Annotated in this window: 14 protein-coding genes; 8 read left to right on the forward strand and 6 right to left on the reverse strand. The window is 70.0% G+C overall.

The window, feature by feature from the left end:
* Positions 1-121 precede the first annotated feature (121 nt).
* A complete protein-coding gene (locus tag ACWEFL_RS21750) occupies positions 122-946 on the forward strand; it encodes a maleylpyruvate isomerase family mycothiol-dependent enzyme (RefSeq protein ID WP_451715066.1) in 825 nt (274 codons plus the stop codon).
* Between the two features lie 361 nt (positions 947-1,307).
* Here the strand turns inward: ACWEFL_RS21750 and ACWEFL_RS21755 are convergent, their stop codons facing one another.
* Both ACWEFL_RS21755 and ACWEFL_RS21760 read right to left on the reverse strand, forming a co-directional pair.
* Entirely contained in the window at positions 1,308-2,609 is a 1,302-nt protein-coding gene (locus ACWEFL_RS21755) for an MFS transporter (RefSeq protein WP_451715069.1), read from the reverse strand.
* Positions 2,606-3,256 (reverse strand): GntR family transcriptional regulator, encoded by a 651-nt coding sequence (locus tag ACWEFL_RS21760; RefSeq protein ID WP_451715072.1) that lies wholly within the window; start codon positions 3,254-3,256, stop codon positions 2,606-2,608. Before ACWEFL_RS21760 ends, ACWEFL_RS21755 begins: the two co-directional genes overlap by 4 nt.
* Before the next feature lie 243 nt (positions 3,257-3,499).
* Between ACWEFL_RS21760 and ACWEFL_RS21765 the strand changes: the two genes are divergently transcribed.
* Positions 3,500-4,414, forward strand: a complete 915-nt coding sequence (locus ACWEFL_RS21765; RefSeq protein ID WP_451715255.1) for a D-alanyl-D-alanine carboxypeptidase family protein — start codon at positions 3,500-3,502, stop codon at positions 4,412-4,414.
* 505 nt (positions 4,415-4,919) lie between these two features.
* On the opposite strand, the gene ACWEFL_RS21770 is transcribed toward ACWEFL_RS21765, so the two are convergent.
* From ACWEFL_RS21770 to pdhA, 3 genes are read right to left on the reverse strand one after another with little or no spacing between them, the layout of a single operon-like run.
* Entirely contained in the window at positions 4,920-6,476 is a 1,557-nt protein-coding gene (locus ACWEFL_RS21770) for a dihydrolipoamide acetyltransferase family protein (protein ID WP_451715074.1), read from the reverse strand.
* Positions 6,477-6,490: 14 nt separating this feature from the next.
* Complete coding sequence (locus tag ACWEFL_RS21775; RefSeq protein WP_451715077.1) at positions 6,491-7,471, reverse strand: alpha-ketoacid dehydrogenase subunit beta; 981 nt, start codon at positions 7,469-7,471, stop codon at positions 6,491-6,493.
* 2 nt (positions 7,472-7,473) lie between these two features.
* A complete protein-coding gene (gene pdhA / locus ACWEFL_RS21780; protein WP_451715080.1) occupies positions 7,474-8,715 on the reverse strand; it encodes a pyruvate dehydrogenase (acetyl-transferring) E1 component subunit alpha in 1,242 nt (413 codons plus the stop codon).
* A 369-nt stretch (positions 8,716-9,084) separates the two neighbouring features.
* Between pdhA and ACWEFL_RS21785 the strand changes: the two genes are divergently transcribed.
* The 3 genes from ACWEFL_RS21785 to ACWEFL_RS21795 all read left to right on the forward strand — a co-directional run bounded on the left by ACWEFL_RS21785 (position 9,085) and on the right by ACWEFL_RS21795 (position 11,433).
* On the forward strand, positions 9,085-9,753 hold the full coding sequence (locus ACWEFL_RS21785; protein WP_451715083.1) for a response regulator: 669 nt from the start codon (positions 9,085-9,087) through the stop codon (positions 9,751-9,753).
* A gap of 219 nt (positions 9,754-9,972) precedes the next feature.
* The gene (locus ACWEFL_RS21790; RefSeq protein WP_451715086.1) at positions 9,973-10,389 is read left to right on the forward strand and encodes a pyridoxamine 5'-phosphate oxidase family protein; all 417 of its coding nucleotides are present in this window, start codon (positions 9,973-9,975) and stop codon (positions 10,387-10,389) included.
* Positions 10,390-10,404: 15 nt separating this feature from the next.
* Positions 10,405-11,433 carry a phosphotransferase gene (locus tag ACWEFL_RS21795; protein WP_451715089.1) on the forward strand — a complete coding sequence of 343 codons (1,029 nt, stop codon included), beginning with the start codon at positions 10,405-10,407 and terminating at the stop codon, positions 11,431-11,433.
* A gap of 181 nt (positions 11,434-11,614) precedes the next feature.
* Here ACWEFL_RS21795 and ACWEFL_RS21800 read toward each other — a convergent pair whose 3' ends face one another.
* Positions 11,615-13,144 (reverse strand): protein kinase domain-containing protein, encoded by a 1,530-nt coding sequence (locus tag ACWEFL_RS21800; protein WP_451715092.1) that lies wholly within the window; start codon positions 13,142-13,144, stop codon positions 11,615-11,617.
* Positions 13,145-13,610: 466 nt separating this feature from the next.
* Between ACWEFL_RS21800 and ACWEFL_RS21805 the strand changes: the two genes are divergently transcribed.
* From ACWEFL_RS21805 to ACWEFL_RS21815, 3 genes are all read left to right on the forward strand, one after another.
* A complete protein-coding gene (locus ACWEFL_RS21805; protein WP_451715095.1) occupies positions 13,611-15,230 on the forward strand; it encodes a protein kinase domain-containing protein in 1,620 nt (539 codons plus the stop codon).
* Positions 15,231-15,863: 633 nt separating this feature from the next.
* Complete coding sequence (locus ACWEFL_RS21810; protein ID WP_451715098.1) at positions 15,864-16,520, forward strand: hypothetical protein; 657 nt, start codon at positions 15,864-15,866, stop codon at positions 16,518-16,520.
* A gap of 129 nt (positions 16,521-16,649) precedes the next feature.
* Positions 16,650-17,306 (forward strand): PadR family transcriptional regulator, encoded by a 657-nt coding sequence (locus ACWEFL_RS21815; RefSeq protein ID WP_451715101.1) that lies wholly within the window; start codon positions 16,650-16,652, stop codon positions 17,304-17,306.
* Positions 17,307-17,617: the final 311 nt, after the last annotated feature.

A 17,617-nucleotide genomic window follows, 5' to 3' on the forward strand; every position in this document is an offset into this window, starting at 1 on the left:
CTTAATGCCGAACCTCCCACGCAGCGAAGCCGTCAGCCGACCACCCGTCAGCAGTAGAGCCGTCAGCAGAACAAGCCGTCAGCCGCCCAGCCCGCGTACCGCAGAATCGTCGAGGGGTCCCGTGACCGTCCATCCCAGCCTCCAGACCTACGCCGATGCCTGGACCCATTCCATCGAATCGATAGCCGAGCTGGTCGGGCCGCTCGTCGAGGGTGAGTGGAACCGGGCCACACCGTGCCCCTCCTGGTCGGTGCGGGATGTGGTCTCGCATGTCATCGGCATGGAGACCGAGATGCTGGGCGATCCACGGCCCATACACACGCTGCCGCGCGATCTCTACCATGTGAAGAACGACTTCGCCCGGTACATGGAGATGCAGGTCGATGTACGGCGTCATCACACCGCTCCGGAGATGACCTCGGAGCTGGAGTACACGATGATCCGGCGGGCCCGACAGCTCAGGAACGAGAACCGTTCGCCGGAGACCAAGGTGCGCGCGCCGCTCGGGGCCGAGCAGACGCTCGAAGTCGCCATGCGAATGCGCGCGTTCGACACCTGGGTGCACGAGCAGGATCTGCGGACCGCGCTCAACAAGCCCGGGAACCTCGATTCCCCCGGTGCCCTGATCACCCGTGACGTCCTGCTGGAGCGGCTGCCGAAGGTCGTCGCCAAGGACGCGGGCGCGCCTCCGCTCTCGGCGGTCGTGATCGATGTGCACGGGCCGCTGGAGTTCCTGCGTACGGTACGGGTGGACGCCGACGGTCGCGGCACGATCGACGGATCGCCGTCCCTCGGGCCCGTGGTGACGCTCGCGACGGACTGGGAGACGTACTACCGGCTGGCCTGCGGGCGGGTCCGGGCGAGCGCGGTCCCGGACCGGATCAAGGTGGACGGGGACCAGGAGCTGGCCGCGCTGATTCTGCGGGAGTTCGCCGTCACGCCGTGACGGCGGGACGCAGGACGCAGGACAGTGGGACGCGAGATGGCGGGACGCCCGCGCTCGTGTTCACGGCAGCCCGCGTGTTCATGGTGGCCCGCGTGTTCACCGTGGCTCATGTGGTCGCCGCGGAGGCCGTGACGGCGGTGATGGCCGTACCGCGTGACCCTCCGTCGTCGAACCGTGACGGCCGTGCGGAAGTGGAGCGCGTCCACGGGATCGCCGGGACCTTCGGTCCCGAGGGCGGGGCCCACGGGTGGTCGCCCGCCCCGTCACCCCCGCGCCCTCGCGCAAGCGCACGCCCGCGCCCGCGCCCGCGCTGGGCCGACACCCGCGCCCGACGCCGCCCGCCGCACGGCGCGACCGCTCCTCACGCCGGTACGTGCACGACCTCGACCCTGCTCGCCACCAGCCGCTCCCGTTCCAGCCGTACCGTCCGGCCCCTCAACCGCAGGATCTGCGCGACCCCCAGGGCCTCCAGCACGAAGACGGAACTGAACGCGATCCGGTAATCGCCCCCGGTCGCGTCAAGCAGCAGGCCGATCGCCAGCAGGGTCGTCATCGAGGCCGCGAACCCACCGACGTTGACGATGCCGGAGGCCGTCCCCTGCCGCTGCGGCGGATTCGCCGGTCGCGCGAAGTCGAAGCCGATCATGGACGCCGGGCCGCACGCGCCGAGGACCGAGCAGAGGACGATCAGCAGCCACATGGGAGCCCGTCCGCCGGGATAGGCGATGGTCGCGGCCCAGACGAGCGCGGTCGCCGCGACCGTGCCGAGGACGAGGGGGACACGGGCCGCGTGGTGACGGACGATGATCTGGCCGTAGACCAGGCCGACCATCATGCTGGCGAGCACCACCAGCGTCAGCAGCAGGCCCGCGGTGTCGCGCGAGAGCCCCTGGGCCTCGACGAGGAACGGCAGCCCCCACAGGAGCATGAACACCATCGCGGGGAACTGGGTGGTGAAGTGGACCCACATGCCGAGCCGGGTGCCGGGTTCGCGCCAGGAGTGGACGATCTGGCGGCGGACGAACGCGGCGCCCCCGTGCCGCTGCGCCGGAGGCGGTTCACAGCCCTCGGGATGGTCCTTGAGGAAGAACAGCACCAGCAGCAGGACCACCACTCCGGCCACCGCGCTGCCGCCGAAGGCGGCGACCCAGCCGGCCCCGTCCAGCAGACGCGCGATCACCATGGTGGAGACGAGGTTGCCCACCATGCCGAAGAGCGAGGCGACCTGCCCGATGATCGGCCCCCTGCGGGCCGGGAACCAGCGGCTGCCGAGCCGCAGCACGCTGATGAAGGTCATCGCGTCACCGCAGCCGAGCAGGACACGCGCGGCGAGCGCCATGCCGTACGAGGGCGAGAGCGCGAAGCCCAGCTGGCCGACGGTGAACAGCGCCGCGCCGATGACCAGGACCTTCTTCGTACCGAGCCGGTCGACGAGCAGGCCGACGGGTATCTGCATGCCCGCGTAGACCAGGAGCTGGAGTATGGAGAAGGCGGAGAGCGCGGAGGCGTTGACGTCGAAGCGGTCGGCGGCGTCGAGGCCGGCGACCCCCAGGGACGTACGGAAGATGACGGCGACGAAGTAGACCGAGACGCCGATGCCCCAGATCGCCGCCGCACGGCGGCCACCGGGAGGATCGCCCGGCAGGGAGACGGGGTACGTCATCGGATCTGGCCCCTCGCCAGATGGCTGAACCAGCCGACATGGCGGTGGACGAGGGCCGCCGCCGCGTCCGGGTCGCCCGCGCGCAGGGCTTCGAGGATCTCGCTGTGCTCCACGACGTTCTTCGCGACCCGGTCGGGGTGCGCGTACATCACGGCGACGCCCATTCTCAGCTGGCGGTCGCGGAGTTGGTCGTAGAGGCGGGAGAGGATCTCATTGCCGCCGCTGCGCACGATCTCGGCGTGGAAGGCGCGGTCGGTGACGGCGACCGCCGCCAGATCGCCCGCCTCCCCCTGCCGCTTCTGCTGTTCGAGAAGCTCTTCGAGCCGGGCGATCAGCCGCGGCGAGGCGGGTACGGCCTTGCGGGCCGCGTGCTCCTCGACGAGCAGCCGGGTCTCGACCACATCCTGGATCTCTTGCGCGGAGACCGCGAGGACGAGTGCGCCCTTCTTGGGATAGAGCTTGATCAGCCCCTCGACCTCCAGCTTGAGCAGCGCCTCGCGTACGGGGGTCCGGGACACCCCCACCGCCTCGGCCAGCTCGCCTTCGGTCAGCAGGGTGCCGCCCTCGTAACGGCGGTCCAGGACGGCCTGTTTGACATGGGTGTAGACGCGTTCGGCGGCGGCGGGGGCAGGAGCTGGAGCGGGCATAGGCACAGCATAGATACAAGAGGGGTGCATCTGTAGTCCGCGTCCACGATGCAGGATGTCCGCACCGGCGCGAAAACGTGAGAAGAGAAAAGAGAAGGGGCGAAGTGTGCATCCATTCGGGTGACTCATGCGTCTTCTCATCGGACCCTTCTGTCGCTCGTCACACAGCGCCGGGTCCCCACACACTTTTCGTGACGCATTCGCCAACTCGGAGCGTTCCCTTTGATATTCAGCAGCGTGCGCGTGCGCAGAGCCGCCACCGTTGTCCTCTCCAGCGGCCTCCTGCTCGGTGCTTCTCCCCTTGTCGCGCCGGCCCAGGCCGCGCCCGCGCCCCCGACCATCAGCGCCAAGGGCGGCTTCATGGTGGACCAGGCGACCGGTAAGACGATCTACGGCAAGGGCAGCAACACGCGCCGCCAGATGGCCAGCACGACGAAGGTCGTGACCGCGATCACCGTCCTCACCACGCCGAGGGTGAACCTCAATCGCAAGGTGACCGTCAAGAAGGCGTACCGCGACTACGTCGTGAAGGAGGGCGCGAGCAGCGCGAACCTCCAGACCGGCGACGTACTCACCGTGCGCCAGCTCCTGTCCGGGCTGATGCTGCCGTCCGGCTGTGACGCCGCGTACGCCCTCGCCGACACCTTCGGCACCGGCACGACCACGGCCGCGCGCACCAAGTCGTTCATCGGGATGATGAACAAGAAGGCCGCCGCACTGGGCATGAAGAACACCAAGTTCGACTCCTTCGACGGGATATCGCGGGCCGGTCAGAACTACACCACCCCCGCCGACCTCACGAAGATGGCCCGCCACGCCTTCGCCAACCGGGTGCTCCAGGACGTGGTCAAGGCGCCGAAGTACGTGACGACCGCCACCACCAGCAAGGGCGCCAAGCGCACCTACACCTGGACGAACACCAACAAGCTGCTGGGCTCCTACAAGGGCGCGGTCGGTATGAAGACCGGCACCGGGACCGCGGCGGGCCCCTGCCTGGTCTTCGCCGCCACCCGCAACGGCAAGACGTACGTCGGTGTCGTCCTGAACGGGACCGACCGCTTCCGTGACGCGGCCAAGCTGCTCGACTTCGGCTTCGGCTCCACCACCGCGCAGAAGATGACGCTGCGGTCACTGCCGGCGGGTACGCAGCAGGACTGACGCGGGACGCGTTCGATCCGCGTCCGGGGGGAGACCTGGCGGACGCGAGGGAGGCCGGCGGACGCGGGGACCTCGACCGGGTGAGCGTGAAGCGTGAAGGCTCCGTGACACTGTGCCGTGTCACGGAGCCTTCGCGTGGGGGCAACGGCCGCGGGTCCCGTATCCGGGACCGGGACCGGGACCGGGACCCGACGGGGCCGGGGCCCGGACCCGCGGCTGCGACCAGCGGCCCGGATCACGGGCGCGGCCGCGGACCGGATGCCCGATGCAGGATCCGGGATGCGGGATCCGGGATGCCCGATGCAGGGTCCCGCACGTGATCCGGGACGCTCATGCCCGATGCCCGATGCAGGATCCCGGACACCTGATCCCGGACGCCTCATGCCCGATGCTCGATGCAGGATCCGGGATCCCGGTGCCTGATGCAGGATCCGGGATCCTGATGCGTGATGCGTGATGCCGGGCAGACGCGGCGGGACCGGGCCCGGTTCGCCGCGGCCAGGCGTCAGGCCCAGGTGATCAGCCGCTTCGGGTCCTCCAGGATCGCCGCCACGTCCGCCAGCACCTTGGACCCCAGTTCTCCGTCCACCAGCCGATGGTCGAAGGAGAGCGCGAGCGTGGTGACCTGGCGCGGCTTGACCTTGCCCTTGTGGACCCACGGCTGGAGCTTGATCGCGCCGACCGCGAGGATCGCCGACTCTCCGGGGTTGAGGATCGGCGTACCCGTGTCGACGCCGAAGACGCCGACGTTGGTGATGGTCACCGTGCCGCCCTGCATGGCCGCCGGCGTCGTCCTGCCCTCACGGGCCACGGAGACCAACTCGCCGAGCGCCCGCGCGAGTTCGGGCAGGGTCATGGCGTGCGCGTCCTTGATGTTCGGCACGATCAGACCGCGCGGGGTGGCCGCGGCGATGCCCAGGTTGACGTAGGACTTCTGGACGATCTCCTGGTTGGCCTCGTCCCAGGTCGCGTTGACCCCCGGGTTCCGCTTGATCGCGACCAGCAGCGCCTTGGCGACCAGCAGCAGCGGATTGACCCGCAGGCCCGCCATGTCCTCGTCGGACTTGAGTTCGGCGACGAGCTTCATCGTCCGTGTCACGTCGAGCGTGATGAACTCGGTGACGTGCGGCGCGGTGAACGCGCTGCCGACCATCGCCGCCGCCGTGGCCTTCCGTACTCCCTTGATGGGGATACGCGTCTCCCGCGCCTCCGCCACCGACGCCGACGCGGCCGATGCCGCCAGGGCCTCCTCCACGGCCGTGGCGGCCGCCGGAGCCGTGCCGGGGGCCGGGACGTCGGACACGGGCTGAGGGACCGGCTGAGGGACCGGCTGAACGACGGGCTGAACGACCGGCGGCGGTGCGAGAGCCGCGTGGACGTCCTCACGGGTGATGATCCCGTCGGGTCCCGTCGGGAGGACCGTCGTCAGATCGACCCCGAGATCCTTGGCGAGCTTGCGCACGGGCGGCTTCGCCATCGGGCGTGGTGCCGCGACGACGCTGTGGCCGTGGCCGTTCAACTCGCCCTGCACGGCGGCAGTCGCGGCCGTCGCAGCGGTTGCGGCGGTCGCGGCCGCCTGTCCGGGCACGGTCTTACGGGGACGGCGCCTGCTGGACGTCTCGGCCACGCCGTACCCGACGAGGACGGGCTGACGGCCCTTCGGCTCGGCCGGCTCCTCGGTGGGCTTCCCGGCCGTGTCCGACGCTGTGTCCGGCACCGCGCTCACCGGTGCCGGAGCCGGTGCCGCCGCCACGGGTCCGGAGACCGGGACAGAGCCGCCGGAGCCACCGGAGCCGCCTCCGGGCGCCACGTCGACCGAGATGATCACCTGGCCGACATCGACGGTCGTACCCTCCGGGAAGCGCAGCTCGTGCACCACCCCGTCGTACGGAATCGGCAGCTCCACCGCCGCCTTCGCCGTCTCGACCTCGCAGACGACCTGCCCGTCCGTGACCCGGTCACCGGGCTGTACGTACCACTTGAGGATCTCCGCCTCGGTGAGTCCCTCGCCCACGTCGGGCAACTTGAACTCGCGGAAGCGCGCTGAAGTCTCTTGCGTCATGGTCTCGGCACTCCTCAGTACGCCAACGAGCGGTCGACGGCGTCGAGCACCCGGTCGAGCCCCGGCAGGTACTCCTCCTCCAGACGGGCCGGCGGATAGGGGGCGTGGAAGCCGCCGACCCTGAGTACCGGAGCCTCCAGATGGTAGAAGCACCGCTCCGTGATGCGGGCGGCGATCTCCGCGCCGGAACCGTAGAACACGGGAGCCTCGTGCACCACCACCAGGCGGCCCGTCTTCTCCACCGACGCCTGGACGGCGTCGAAGTCGATCGGGGACATCGAGCGCAGATCCAGCACCTCGACGGACTTGCCCTCCTCGGCCGCCGCGGCGGCGGCCTCGGTGCAGACCTTCACCATCGGCCCGTACGCGGCGAGCGTGAGCTGCGTGCCGGCCCGGACGACGCGTGCGGTGTGCAGCGGACCGGGGATGGCCTCGGTGTCCACCTCGCTCTTGTCCCAGTAGCGCCGCTTCGGCTCGAAGAAGACGACCGGGTCGTCGCTCTGGATGGCCTGCTGGAGCATCCAGTACGCGTCCGCCGAGTTCGACGGCGAGATGACCTTGAGGCCCGCGACGTGCGCGAAGAGGGCCTCGGGCGACTCGCTGTGGTGCTCGACCGCGCCGATGCCGCCGCCGTAGGGGATGCGGATGACGACCGGCAGCTTGATCTTGCCCAGCGAGCGGGCGTGCATCTTCGCGAGCTGCGTGACGATCTGGTCGTACGCGGGGAAGACGAAACCGTCGAACTGGATCTCCACGACCGGCCGGTAGCCGCGGAGCGCGAGCCCGATGGCCGTGCCGACGATGCCGGACTCCGCGAGCGGGGTGTCGATGACCCGGTCCTCGCCGAAGTCCTTCTGGAGTCCGTCGGTGACCCGGAAGACACCGCCGAGCTTTCCGACGTCCTCACCCATGATCAGGACCTTGGGGTCGGTCTCCAGGGCCTTGCGCAGCGACTCGTTGAGCGCCTTGGCGAGGGGGAGCTTCTGTACGGCCATGGTCACTTTCCCTCTCCGTGCGCGCCGATGCCGGTGCCGGTGCCCGCGCTCGTGCCCGCGCTCGTGCCGGTGCCCGCGCCCGCTACAGCGTCCGGGGCCGGGGCCGGGTCGGCGAACGACGCCTGGTACGCGGCGAACTGCGCGCGCTCCTCGTCGACGAGCGCGTGCCCGTCGGCGTAGACGTTCTCGAAGATCGCCATGTCGTCCGGGTCGGGCATCGCCCGGACCACCTCGCGCACCCGCTTGGCGAGCGCGTCGCTCTCCTCCTCCAACGCGGAGAAGTACGCCGCGTCGGCGTGCCCCTCCCTCTCCAGGCAGGCACGCAGCCGCTGGATCGGGTCCTTGGCCTCCCAGGCCGCCCGCTCGTCGTCGTGCCGGTACTTGGTGGGGTCGTCGGAGGTGGTGTGCGCGCCCATCCGGTAGGTGAACGCCTCCACCAGCGTGGGGCCCTCGCCCCGGCGGGCCCGCTCCAGCGCCGACTTGGTGACCGCGAGACAGGCCAGTACGTCGTTGCCGTCCACGCGGACGCCGGGGAAGCCGAAGCCCTGGGCGCGCTGGTAGAGCGGCACCCGCGTCTGGCGCTCGGTGGGTTCGGAGATCGCCCACTGGTTGTTCTGGCAGAAGAAGACGACCGGGGCGTTGTAGACCGCGGAGAAGGTGAACGACTCGGCGACGTCGCCCTGGCTGGACGCGCCGTCGCCGAAGTAGGCGATGACGGCGGAGTCCGCGCCGTCCTTGGCCACGCCCATCGCGTAGCCGGTGGCGTGCAGCGTCTGCGAGCCGATGACGATGGTGTAGAGGTGGAAGTTGTTGACGGTGGGGTCCCAGCCGCCGTGGTTCACCCCGCGGAACATGCCGAGCAGATTGGTCGGGTCGACCCCGCGGCACCAGGCGACGCCGTGCTCACGGTAGGTCGGGAAGACATAGTCGTCGTCGCGCAGCGCCCGGCCCGAGCCGATCTGGGCGGCCTCCTGACCGAGGAGGGAGGCCCACAGGCCCAGTTCGCCCTGGCGCTGGAGGGCGGTGGCCTCGGCGTCGAAGCGACGGGTCAGGACCATGTCCCGGTACAGTCCGCGCAGCTCGTCGGGGGTCGGGTCGATGGCGTAGTCGGGGTGTTCGACCCGCTCGCCCTCGGGTGTCAGCAGCTGTACGAGTTGGGGCTCGGAACTCTGTGGTTTCTTCGCGGCGCTCACGCGCTTGCTGCTGCGTCGCGGTTTGCGAGCGGCAGTGCTCTCCACGGTCACGTGCGTGCTCCTCCGTCTGTCCGGTCCCCCGGGTTCGCCGGGAGCCTGGGGTCGCCCCTGCCGTTGGCAAGGGGAGGCTCGCCTGCTCTCGTCCCCGCACGGGGTGGGTGCGGCGCCGGGAACAGGCGTGACAGGTGCCCCGGCGAGCGCCCTGTCCAAAGCACGTTACCCAGTGGGCCGCATTCCTGCGAAACCCCATTTGACCTGCGTCTTTGCTTGGATTTCCAAGTAAATCGGCAAATGGGGCAACAACCACTGGTCAGAGCCTTGGTCAAGCCGTGGGTGACGGCCTCGCGGACCGCCGGGAACAACGGAACGTTATCCCGGCCACCTGGGGCACGGGAAGGGTCGATGTGTGAGACTGCAATCGTGTCAGAAGAAGGAAAAATCACCGTATTCCTACTCGATGATCATGAAGTCGTCCGGCGTGGCGTTCATGAGCTGCTCTCCGTGGAGGCCGATATCGAGGTCGTCGGCGAGGCCGGCACGGCCGCTGACGCCCTGGCGAGGATTCCGGCGACCCGGCCCGATGTGGCGGTACTGGACGTCAGACTGCCGGACGGGAGCGGAGTGGAGGTCTGCCGTGAGATCCGTTCGCGGGACGAGAACATCAAGTGTCTGATGCTCACCTCCTTCGCGGACGACGAGGCCCTCTTCGACGCGATCATGGCAGGTGCGTCGGGGTATGTCCTCAAGGCGATCCGCGGCAATGAGCTGCTCTCGGCGGTACGGGACGTGGCGGCGGGCCGCTCCCTGCTGGACCCGGTGGCGACGGCACGCGTACTGGAGCGGCTGCGGAACGGCGACAACCCGAAGCGCGACGACAAGATGGCCGCGCTGACGGACCAGGAGCGCAGGATCCTGGATCTGATCGGCGAGGGCATGACGAACCGGGCGATCGGTGAACGGCTGCACCTCGCCGAGAAGACGATCAAGAACTATGTCTCCAGCCTGCTGTCCAAGCTGGGGATGGAGCGCCGGTCCCAGGCGGCGGCGTATGTGGCACGGAGGCAGGCCGAGCGGCAGCACCACGGGTGACAGAGCGCCGCGGGTCCGTGGGGGAGGCCGCGGGGGCTCCGCCGGTGAGGCACTCGCGGCAAAGAGGGCGCGCACGCCTCCCAGGCTGTTTCACTCTTCGCGAGCGGGTCACTCATATGGGCTGACCCGTCCGGACCGGGCTCCGTGGGACTTACGTCCCCGCAGAGCAGGGGCCCCGGCCCCTTCACTACGGGCCGCCGGTCACCGAAAGTGGAACGTATGTCCACCGAGGAACTCCGCGCCATCGAGCTGCTCGGCCGCGTCTCGTACGGCCGGCTGGCGACGAGCATGCGAGCGATGCCTTTCGTGGCCCCCGCCCGGCACATCGTGCGGGACAGCCGCGTCGTCCTGCGGATCCACCGCGGCTTCGGCTACCACCGGTCGTGCAACGGCAGCGTCGTGGCGTACGGAGCGGACAACTTCAACGCGGGCGGTACGACGATGTGGTCCGTGCAGTTCACGGGCATGGCGGAGGTCATCCGGCCCACGGACGAGGAGATGGGGCTCTTCGGCGACGCGCCCCATCAGGCGGACGGCGAGACGTTTGAACCCGTCTTCATGCGCATCGAACCCCAGTTCGTCACCGTGCATACACTGGACTATCTCGAAGAGCAGCCCAACCGACACGCTGCGTGATCTAACATCTGGCGGGTGCCGCGCTCATCTGACACCGCTCCACCCATCGGCGCGCTGTTACGCCGCTACGAAGACCCGGGCAAGCCGCTCTCCTGCGAGCCGGTGACCCTGGGACTCCTCAACCGCGGCTACCGGCTCGCCACCACTCGGGGCGCGTACTTCCTCAAACACCATTTAGACGGCGACCACGAGGCCATCATCCGCCAGCACCGCGCCACCCAGCGCCTCCAGACGCTCGGGGTGCCGGTCGCACCGCCGGTCGAGGACGCCCAGGGCGACACGGTCGCCGTGATCGCCGGCCACTGCTACGCCCTGCACCCCTGGGTCGACGGCCGCCACCGCGACGGCGCGCATCTGACGACGTTCCAGTCCCGGCGGCTCGGCTCGCTCCTCGGGCTCGTCCACACCTGTCTGGAACGGGTCATGGACCACCACCACCGCACGGAGCGCCGCACGGGCGGGGCGGCGGACGAGTACGGGAGCGCGGACCCCGAGGAGACCTTCGCCCTCATCGACGAGTTACTGGCCCTGGCCCGTGCGGCGTCCCCCCGCGACACCCTCGACAGACTCGCCGAGCACCGGCTGCTGGAGCGCCGGACGCTCCTTGAACTCCACGCCGGCCGCCGCCCTCCCCCCGCCTCGGCGGGCGGCTGGGTCCACGGTGACTTCCACCCCTTGAACCTGCTCTACCGAGGCGCCGAACCCGCCGCGATCGTCGACTGGGACCGTCTCGGCGTCCAGCCCCGCGCCGAGGAGGCGGTCCGCGCGGCGGCCATCTTCTTCGTCCAGCCCACCGGCGAACTCCAACTCGCCAAGGTCCGCGCCTACGCCCGCGCCTACCGCCACGCGACCGGCGCCGACACCGCCGAACTCGCCGCCGCCGTCCACCGCGTCTGGTGGGAACGGCTCAACGACTTCTGGATACTCCGCTGGCGCTACCAGCTCCACGACCGCAGGGCCGACCCGCAGTTCGCAGCGGTGTCGGCCCTGGCGGTGTGGTGGACAAGGGAGTACGAGGCGGTACGGGAGGCGTTCGCGACCTGACCGGCGCCGGGCCTCGGGCGGCCCTCACGCCGAGCGTGTCCCGAGCAGCCCCCACGGCGAGCGGGCCCCGGCCGGCCCTTACGGGGAGCAACCCCGGCCGGCCCTTACGGGGAGCGGGCCCCGCACCGGGCACCCGCCCCGCGAGAGGGCCCGTGTACGGGCCCCTCACGACGGCCGGTCACTACCTCGGGAGCTGCTGGACACCCGTCGGACCGCCGGTGGTGCCACCCGTGACCGGGGTCTCGGTGTTGGACGGCGGAGGCTCCTCCGAGGTCGTGGGCGGCGGGGATTCCGAGCCGGTGGTGTCGTCCGACGGCGAGGGGTCGTACGACGGCTTCTGCGAGTACGACGGCCGGTACGGCTTGGAGTACGACGGCCGCTGCGACGGCTGGTGGTTCTCCGGGGTGTCGTCGGTCTCCTCCTCCTGCGTGGGCTGGGTGTCCACGGTCTCCGAGGTGGTGTCGGACGGGGTCGGGGACTGGGAGACCTTGGTGTCCTCCTTGCCCTTGTCGCCCGAGTCCGCCGCGTTGATCGCGAACGCCACGCCCACCGCGACGGCCACCACCGCCAGCGCGGCCATCAGCCACATCCGGCCGCGGCCTCCACGGCCACCACGACCACCACCCTGCGAGCCGCCGTTGTAGCCGACGTAACCGCCGTCGTCCGGGTTCATCGGCGGCAGGATCGGTCCCTGCGAGGTCTCGCTGTGCGCCGACGGGTGGGCGGTCGTCGGCCCGGTCATCCCCATCGCGGGTGTGGCGCCTTCGTACATCCCGACCGGGCCCGTGTTCCAGGTCCCGGTGTGGCTGCCCTGCTGCTGGAGCATCTGGAGCGCGTACTGCACCAGCCCGCGCATCTCCTCGGAGCTCTGGAACCGGTCGTCCGGGTCCTTCGCGAGGGAGCGCATCACCAGTCCGTCCAGCTCCGGCGGGACCACGTCCGCGGCCTGGGACGGCGGCAGCGGCATGTCCTGGACATGCTGGTAGACCACCGACAGCGGGGTCTCACCGGTGAACGGGGGCCGCAGCGCCAGCAGTTCGTAGAGCAGACAGCCCGTCGCGTACAGATCGGAACGGTGGTCGACGGCCTTGCCCAGCGCCTGCTCGGGGGAGAGGTACTGCGGGGTGCCCATGACCATGCCGGTCTGCGTCATCGTCGTCGACGCGCCGTGCAGGGCGCGCGCGATGCCGAAGTCCATCACCTTCACGGCGCCGGATGTGGTGATGATGACATTCGCGGGCTTGATGTCACGGTGCACGATGCCGTGCTGGTGCGAGTACGCCAGCGCCTCCAGGACCCCGGACACGATGATCAGCGCCTGCTCCGGCGGCGGTGCCTCCGCGTTGAGCAGCAGATCGCGGATCGTCCGGCCCTGGACCAGTTCCATGACGATGTACGGCATGGCCTGCCCGCCGGCCTCGTCCTCGCCGGAGTCGTACACCGCCACGATCGCATGGTGGTTGAGCCCCGCCACCGACTGGGCCTCACGGGTGAAGCGGGCCTTGGCGACCGGGTCCTCGGCGAGGTCCGCGCGCAGCAGCTTCACCGCGACCGTACGGCCGAGCCGTACGTCCTCAGCCGCGAAGACCTCTGCCATGCCGCCGCGGCCGAGGCGGTGCGTCAGCCGGTAGCGGCCGTCGCCGACCAGTCCGCCGACGCCCCAGGAGTCCACCCCATCCGGCCCGCCGCCTGCTTCGGGTTCGGGTGCCATCAGTCCTCGCCGTCATATTCCGTGGAGCCGTCGTATCCGGTGAATCCGTCGTATCTCTGAGATGTTGTACCGGTAGATCGCAGAATCCGCCGAACGGTCTGCCAGTTGGACCGTGAATCTACGGTGCATCCGTGGAACGTCCGCACCACACCGAGCCACGGATCCATGGATCGGTGTACCGCGCCGAGATTCGTTCCGTTCCCTCACGCTACAGCCTTCATACGACAGGGCCGTCCGGGATGGACGGGTCTGCCGACACCTTGTGCGCACGGCCACATCCCTTCCATGCCGTTCCCGTAACGGTTCCGGACTCCTCCGGTGCGTACGGTCACGGAACGGGCACTCGGCTTGACGTGTCAGACGCCTCGGGCAGACTTGCCGGGTAAAACGGAACGCGGATCATCGCGCGCCGCCGGTGTTCTCGCAAGTTGGCGCCGGTCACCGCGCCGAGGGGGATGGCAGAGTCATGAGCCAGGACGGCGCGCGGGGTCGCCATGCGGGCGGTTCGGTGGCAGGTGGCCGGTATCAGCTTCGCGGCCTGCTCGGCGAGGGCGGGATGGCCTCCGTCTACCTGGCGTACGACTCCTCGCTCGACCGGCAGGTCGCCATCAAGACGCTCCATACGGAACTGGGGCGCGAGCAGTCGTTCCGCGAGCGGTTCCGACGCGAGGCGCAGGCCGTCGCCAAGCTGTCGCACACCAACATCGTGTCGGTCTTCGACACCGGCGAGGACGAGCTGGACGGCTCGATGATGCCGTACATCGTCATGGAGTACGTGGAGGGCCGGCCGCTCGGCGCCGTGCTCCAGGCGGATGTGGAGCAGTTCGGCGCGATGCCCGCCGACAAGGCGCTGAAGGTGACGGCCGATGTGCTGGCCGCGCTGGACACCAGCCATGAGGTCGGACTGGTCCACCGGGACATCAAACCCGGCAATGTGATGATGACCAGGCGCGGCGTCGTGAAGGTGATGGACTTCGGCATCGCGCGGGCCATGCAGTCGGGCGTCACCTCGATGACCCAGACCGGCATGGTGGTCGGCACTCCCCAGTATCTGTCGCCGGAGCAGGCGCTCGGCCGGGGCGTGGACGCCCGGTCCGATCTGTACTCGGTCGGCATCATGCTCTTCCAGCTGCTGACGGGACGGCTGCCGTTCGACGCGGATTCCCCGCTGGCGATCGCGTACGCGCATGTGCAGGAGGAACCGGTCGCTCCGTCGTCGATCAACCGGTCCGTCACCCCCGCCATGGACGCGCTGGTCGCTCGGGCTCTGAGGAAGAACCCGAACGAGCGGTTTCCGAACGCGTCCGCGATGCGAGACGAGTGCATGCGGGTCGCGAGCGCGGGTCAGACGGCCGCGCCGCTGATCATCGGCGGCCAGCAGGCGGCGAGCGGCTCGGGTGTGGCGGCGTCGGTCTTCCCGCCGCTGGACCAGTCGCCGCCGGCCCCGGTACAGGGCGTGCAGACGCCCTACCAGCAGCCGGGTCCGTACGGAGCGCCGACCCCGCCTCCGGTCGGGGGGCAGGCCGGGACGCCTCACTACGGCTATCCGCCCGTCGCCGCCGTACCGCAGGGTTACCAGGCCCAGACGGTGCCCACGGGCCCGACCCCGTACACCGTCTCGCCGCAGCAGCCGGGCCCGAACGGGGGCGGCGGCCGGGGCAAGACCTGGCTGATCGTCGTCTGCTCGGTGCTGGGCCTGTTGGTGGTCGCGGGTCTCATCAAGGTGTTCTCGGACAGGACCTCCGACGACAGCGCGGGCGGCGACCCCAGCCCCACCGTGTCGACGGGCTCCGGCGAGGTCATCCCGCCGGACCGCACCCGCCGGATCGAATCGACCAAGTGCAGCGACGCGATGGAGGACGGCACCGATCCGTCGAAGGTCTACGCACCGGACCTCCTCTACAAGGACATCCTGTCCGTGAAGGAGTGCCTCCGCGCCGCCGGCTGGAAGTGGAAGGTCGTCGAGGTCGACAACCCGCAGTACCCGAAGGACGCGGTGGTGAAGCAGTTCCCGAGCCAGGGGTCGTCCGTCGTGCCGAAGAACCAGGAGTTCGAGCTGGAAATCTCCACGGGCAAGTCCGGCTGACGCCCCCGAGAGCGCCCCACGCCCCCTACGGCAGCAAGCAACCCGCACCGGGCCAGCGCCCGCCCCACTTGCGAGGCGGGCACCCCGCATCCCACGAGCCCCCGCGCCCCCTGCGATACCACGCACCCCGAGGGACTCGAGCTTCGCGACCCCGGCGAACCCCGAGGGCGGGCCGTTCTTGCCGCCTCCGGTAGGGGGTGTGCAGGGTCGTCCCCGCAGGGGATCGGCGGCAAAACCCGGGCTCCCATACAAGACACCTGTACGCCGCCGACCCCGAGGAGTCGAGCCCGGAGGACCCCCGAACCCGCACCGAACAAGCCCCCACACCCCCTGCGGCAGCAAGCAACCCGCACCGAACAAGCACCCGCACCACTTGCGCCCGCAGGCAACCCGCACGCAACAAGTGCCCGCGCCCCTTGCGGCAGCGGGTAACCCGCACCGCACGAGCGCCCGTACCACTGGCGGCAGCAGGCAACCCGCACCGGACAAGTGCCCGCACCACCCGTACCACCCGCACCACCGCGCGCCCCGCGCCCCCGCCCCCCGCGACTTATCCGTCCGAGATGCCGGATTCATCACATCATGTGACGCTGAGTCCATCATCCAGCCGCTCGGCACGGGAGGGGGTTCCCGGTGATCTCCAGGCTCCGCACCCAGTGCGCGGTCGCAGTCGCGTCGCTCGTCGTCCTGGCCGCACCCCTCGCCCACGCGGAGGAGTCCACCGCCCCGGCGCCCACCCCGGCACCCGTACCCCCCGGAGCCACCGCCTCCGCCACCGCCCCCGCACCCGCCCCCGCACCGACCGCGGGACAGACCGTCCGCCCCACCGCTTCGCCGTCGCTCGCGGGCCGCCCCGAGGGCGAAGGACGGCCGCGCCCCGGACGTCCCCCGGCGGACGAGAGCCCCGATGGACCGGAGGAGCCGGGGGATCCACTCTCCGCGAGCGCCCCTGTGTCACAGTCCAGTCCCGCTTCCCCGTCCGCTTCGGCGTCCGAATCCTCCTCCATACCCCTCTCCCGCGACTGGCCCCATGACCCGGAAGCCCCTCTCATGGAGGACGACCTCGTGGAGGACGATCACCCCGAGGCGGAGGCCGACGACGACGCGGAGGCCATGGAGTTCCCGGAGACCTCGCCGACCCCTGACGCTCCCGCCGTCGCACGTCAGCGGCCCGCGCAGGCCGCCCCGGAGCCCGTCGGACATCAGGTCTCCCCCATCCCCCTCGGCGCCGGAATGGCTCTCATGGGCCTAGGAATCGGCTTTCTCGCCGTCCGCATGAGGCGTCGCTGAGGGCGGAATCCCGCTCCGCGCCCCCTCACGTCCCCCTCACGTCCCCGCCCCGTCATCCTCAGGACGGACCCCGCAAGTACGCCGAACGACGGTTGGCCCGGCTCAACATACCCGGTATACATACCGAGTATGTCCATCCGTCACGGGCTTCTCGCCCTCCTCGAGCACGGCCCTCGCTACGGCTCTCAACTCCGTACGGAGTTCGAGTCGCGCACGGGATCGACCTGGCCGCTCAACGTCGGCCAGGTCTACACGACCCTCAGCCGCCTTGAGCGCGACGGCATGGTCGCCCAGGACGGTGAGGACGGAGCGGGCCATGCCCTGTACGTCATCACCGAATCCGGGCGGACCGAGCTGAAGACCTGGTTCGAGGCCCCCGTGGATCGCAGCAGTCCGCCCCGCGACGAGTTGGCCATCAAACTGGCCATGGCGATCGGCGCACCCGGTGTGGACATCCGTGCCGTGATCCAGTCCCAGCGTCATCACACGGTGAAAGCGATGCAGGACTACACCCGGCTCAAGGCACAGGCGCTCGCCGCCCTGGAGAGCAAGAACTCCCGAGAGGGCGACGACATCGCCTGGCTGCTCGTGCTGGAACAGCTGATCTTCCAGACCGAGGCGGAGGCTCGCTGGCTCGACCACTGCGAATCCCGGCTGATCAGGCTCTCCGCCACGGCCGATCGGAGAGCGGCAGAGACTTCGACGGCCACCCCACTGCTCAGGCGTCCCGTTCAGCCGACCTCTTCCCAGGGACGGAACGGCACTCCCGAGCAGTCCACGGGCTGACACGTCCGCCGCACAGCACCCCACGGGCCCGAAATTCCGCAGTCCCGCAGTCCCGAAGACCCGCAGTCCCGAAGACCAAGCGCTCGCACACAGAGCGCGACCGCCGAGAACCCGAGTACCGGGACCGGGACCGGGACCCCACGCTTCGAGCCCACCGCCCCAAGGCTCCGCCGCTCCCAACGAGCCTTCCGCTCATCCTGTCCACCCGAGGGGGAACCGACCCATGTCCAATTACGAACCTCAGAAGTCACAGCAGAATCAGAAAAATCAGCAGGCACAGCGGACGCAGGGAGGACAAGGCTCACAGCGAC

The sequence above is a fragment of the Streptomyces sp. NPDC004838 genome (assembly GCF_053600955.1).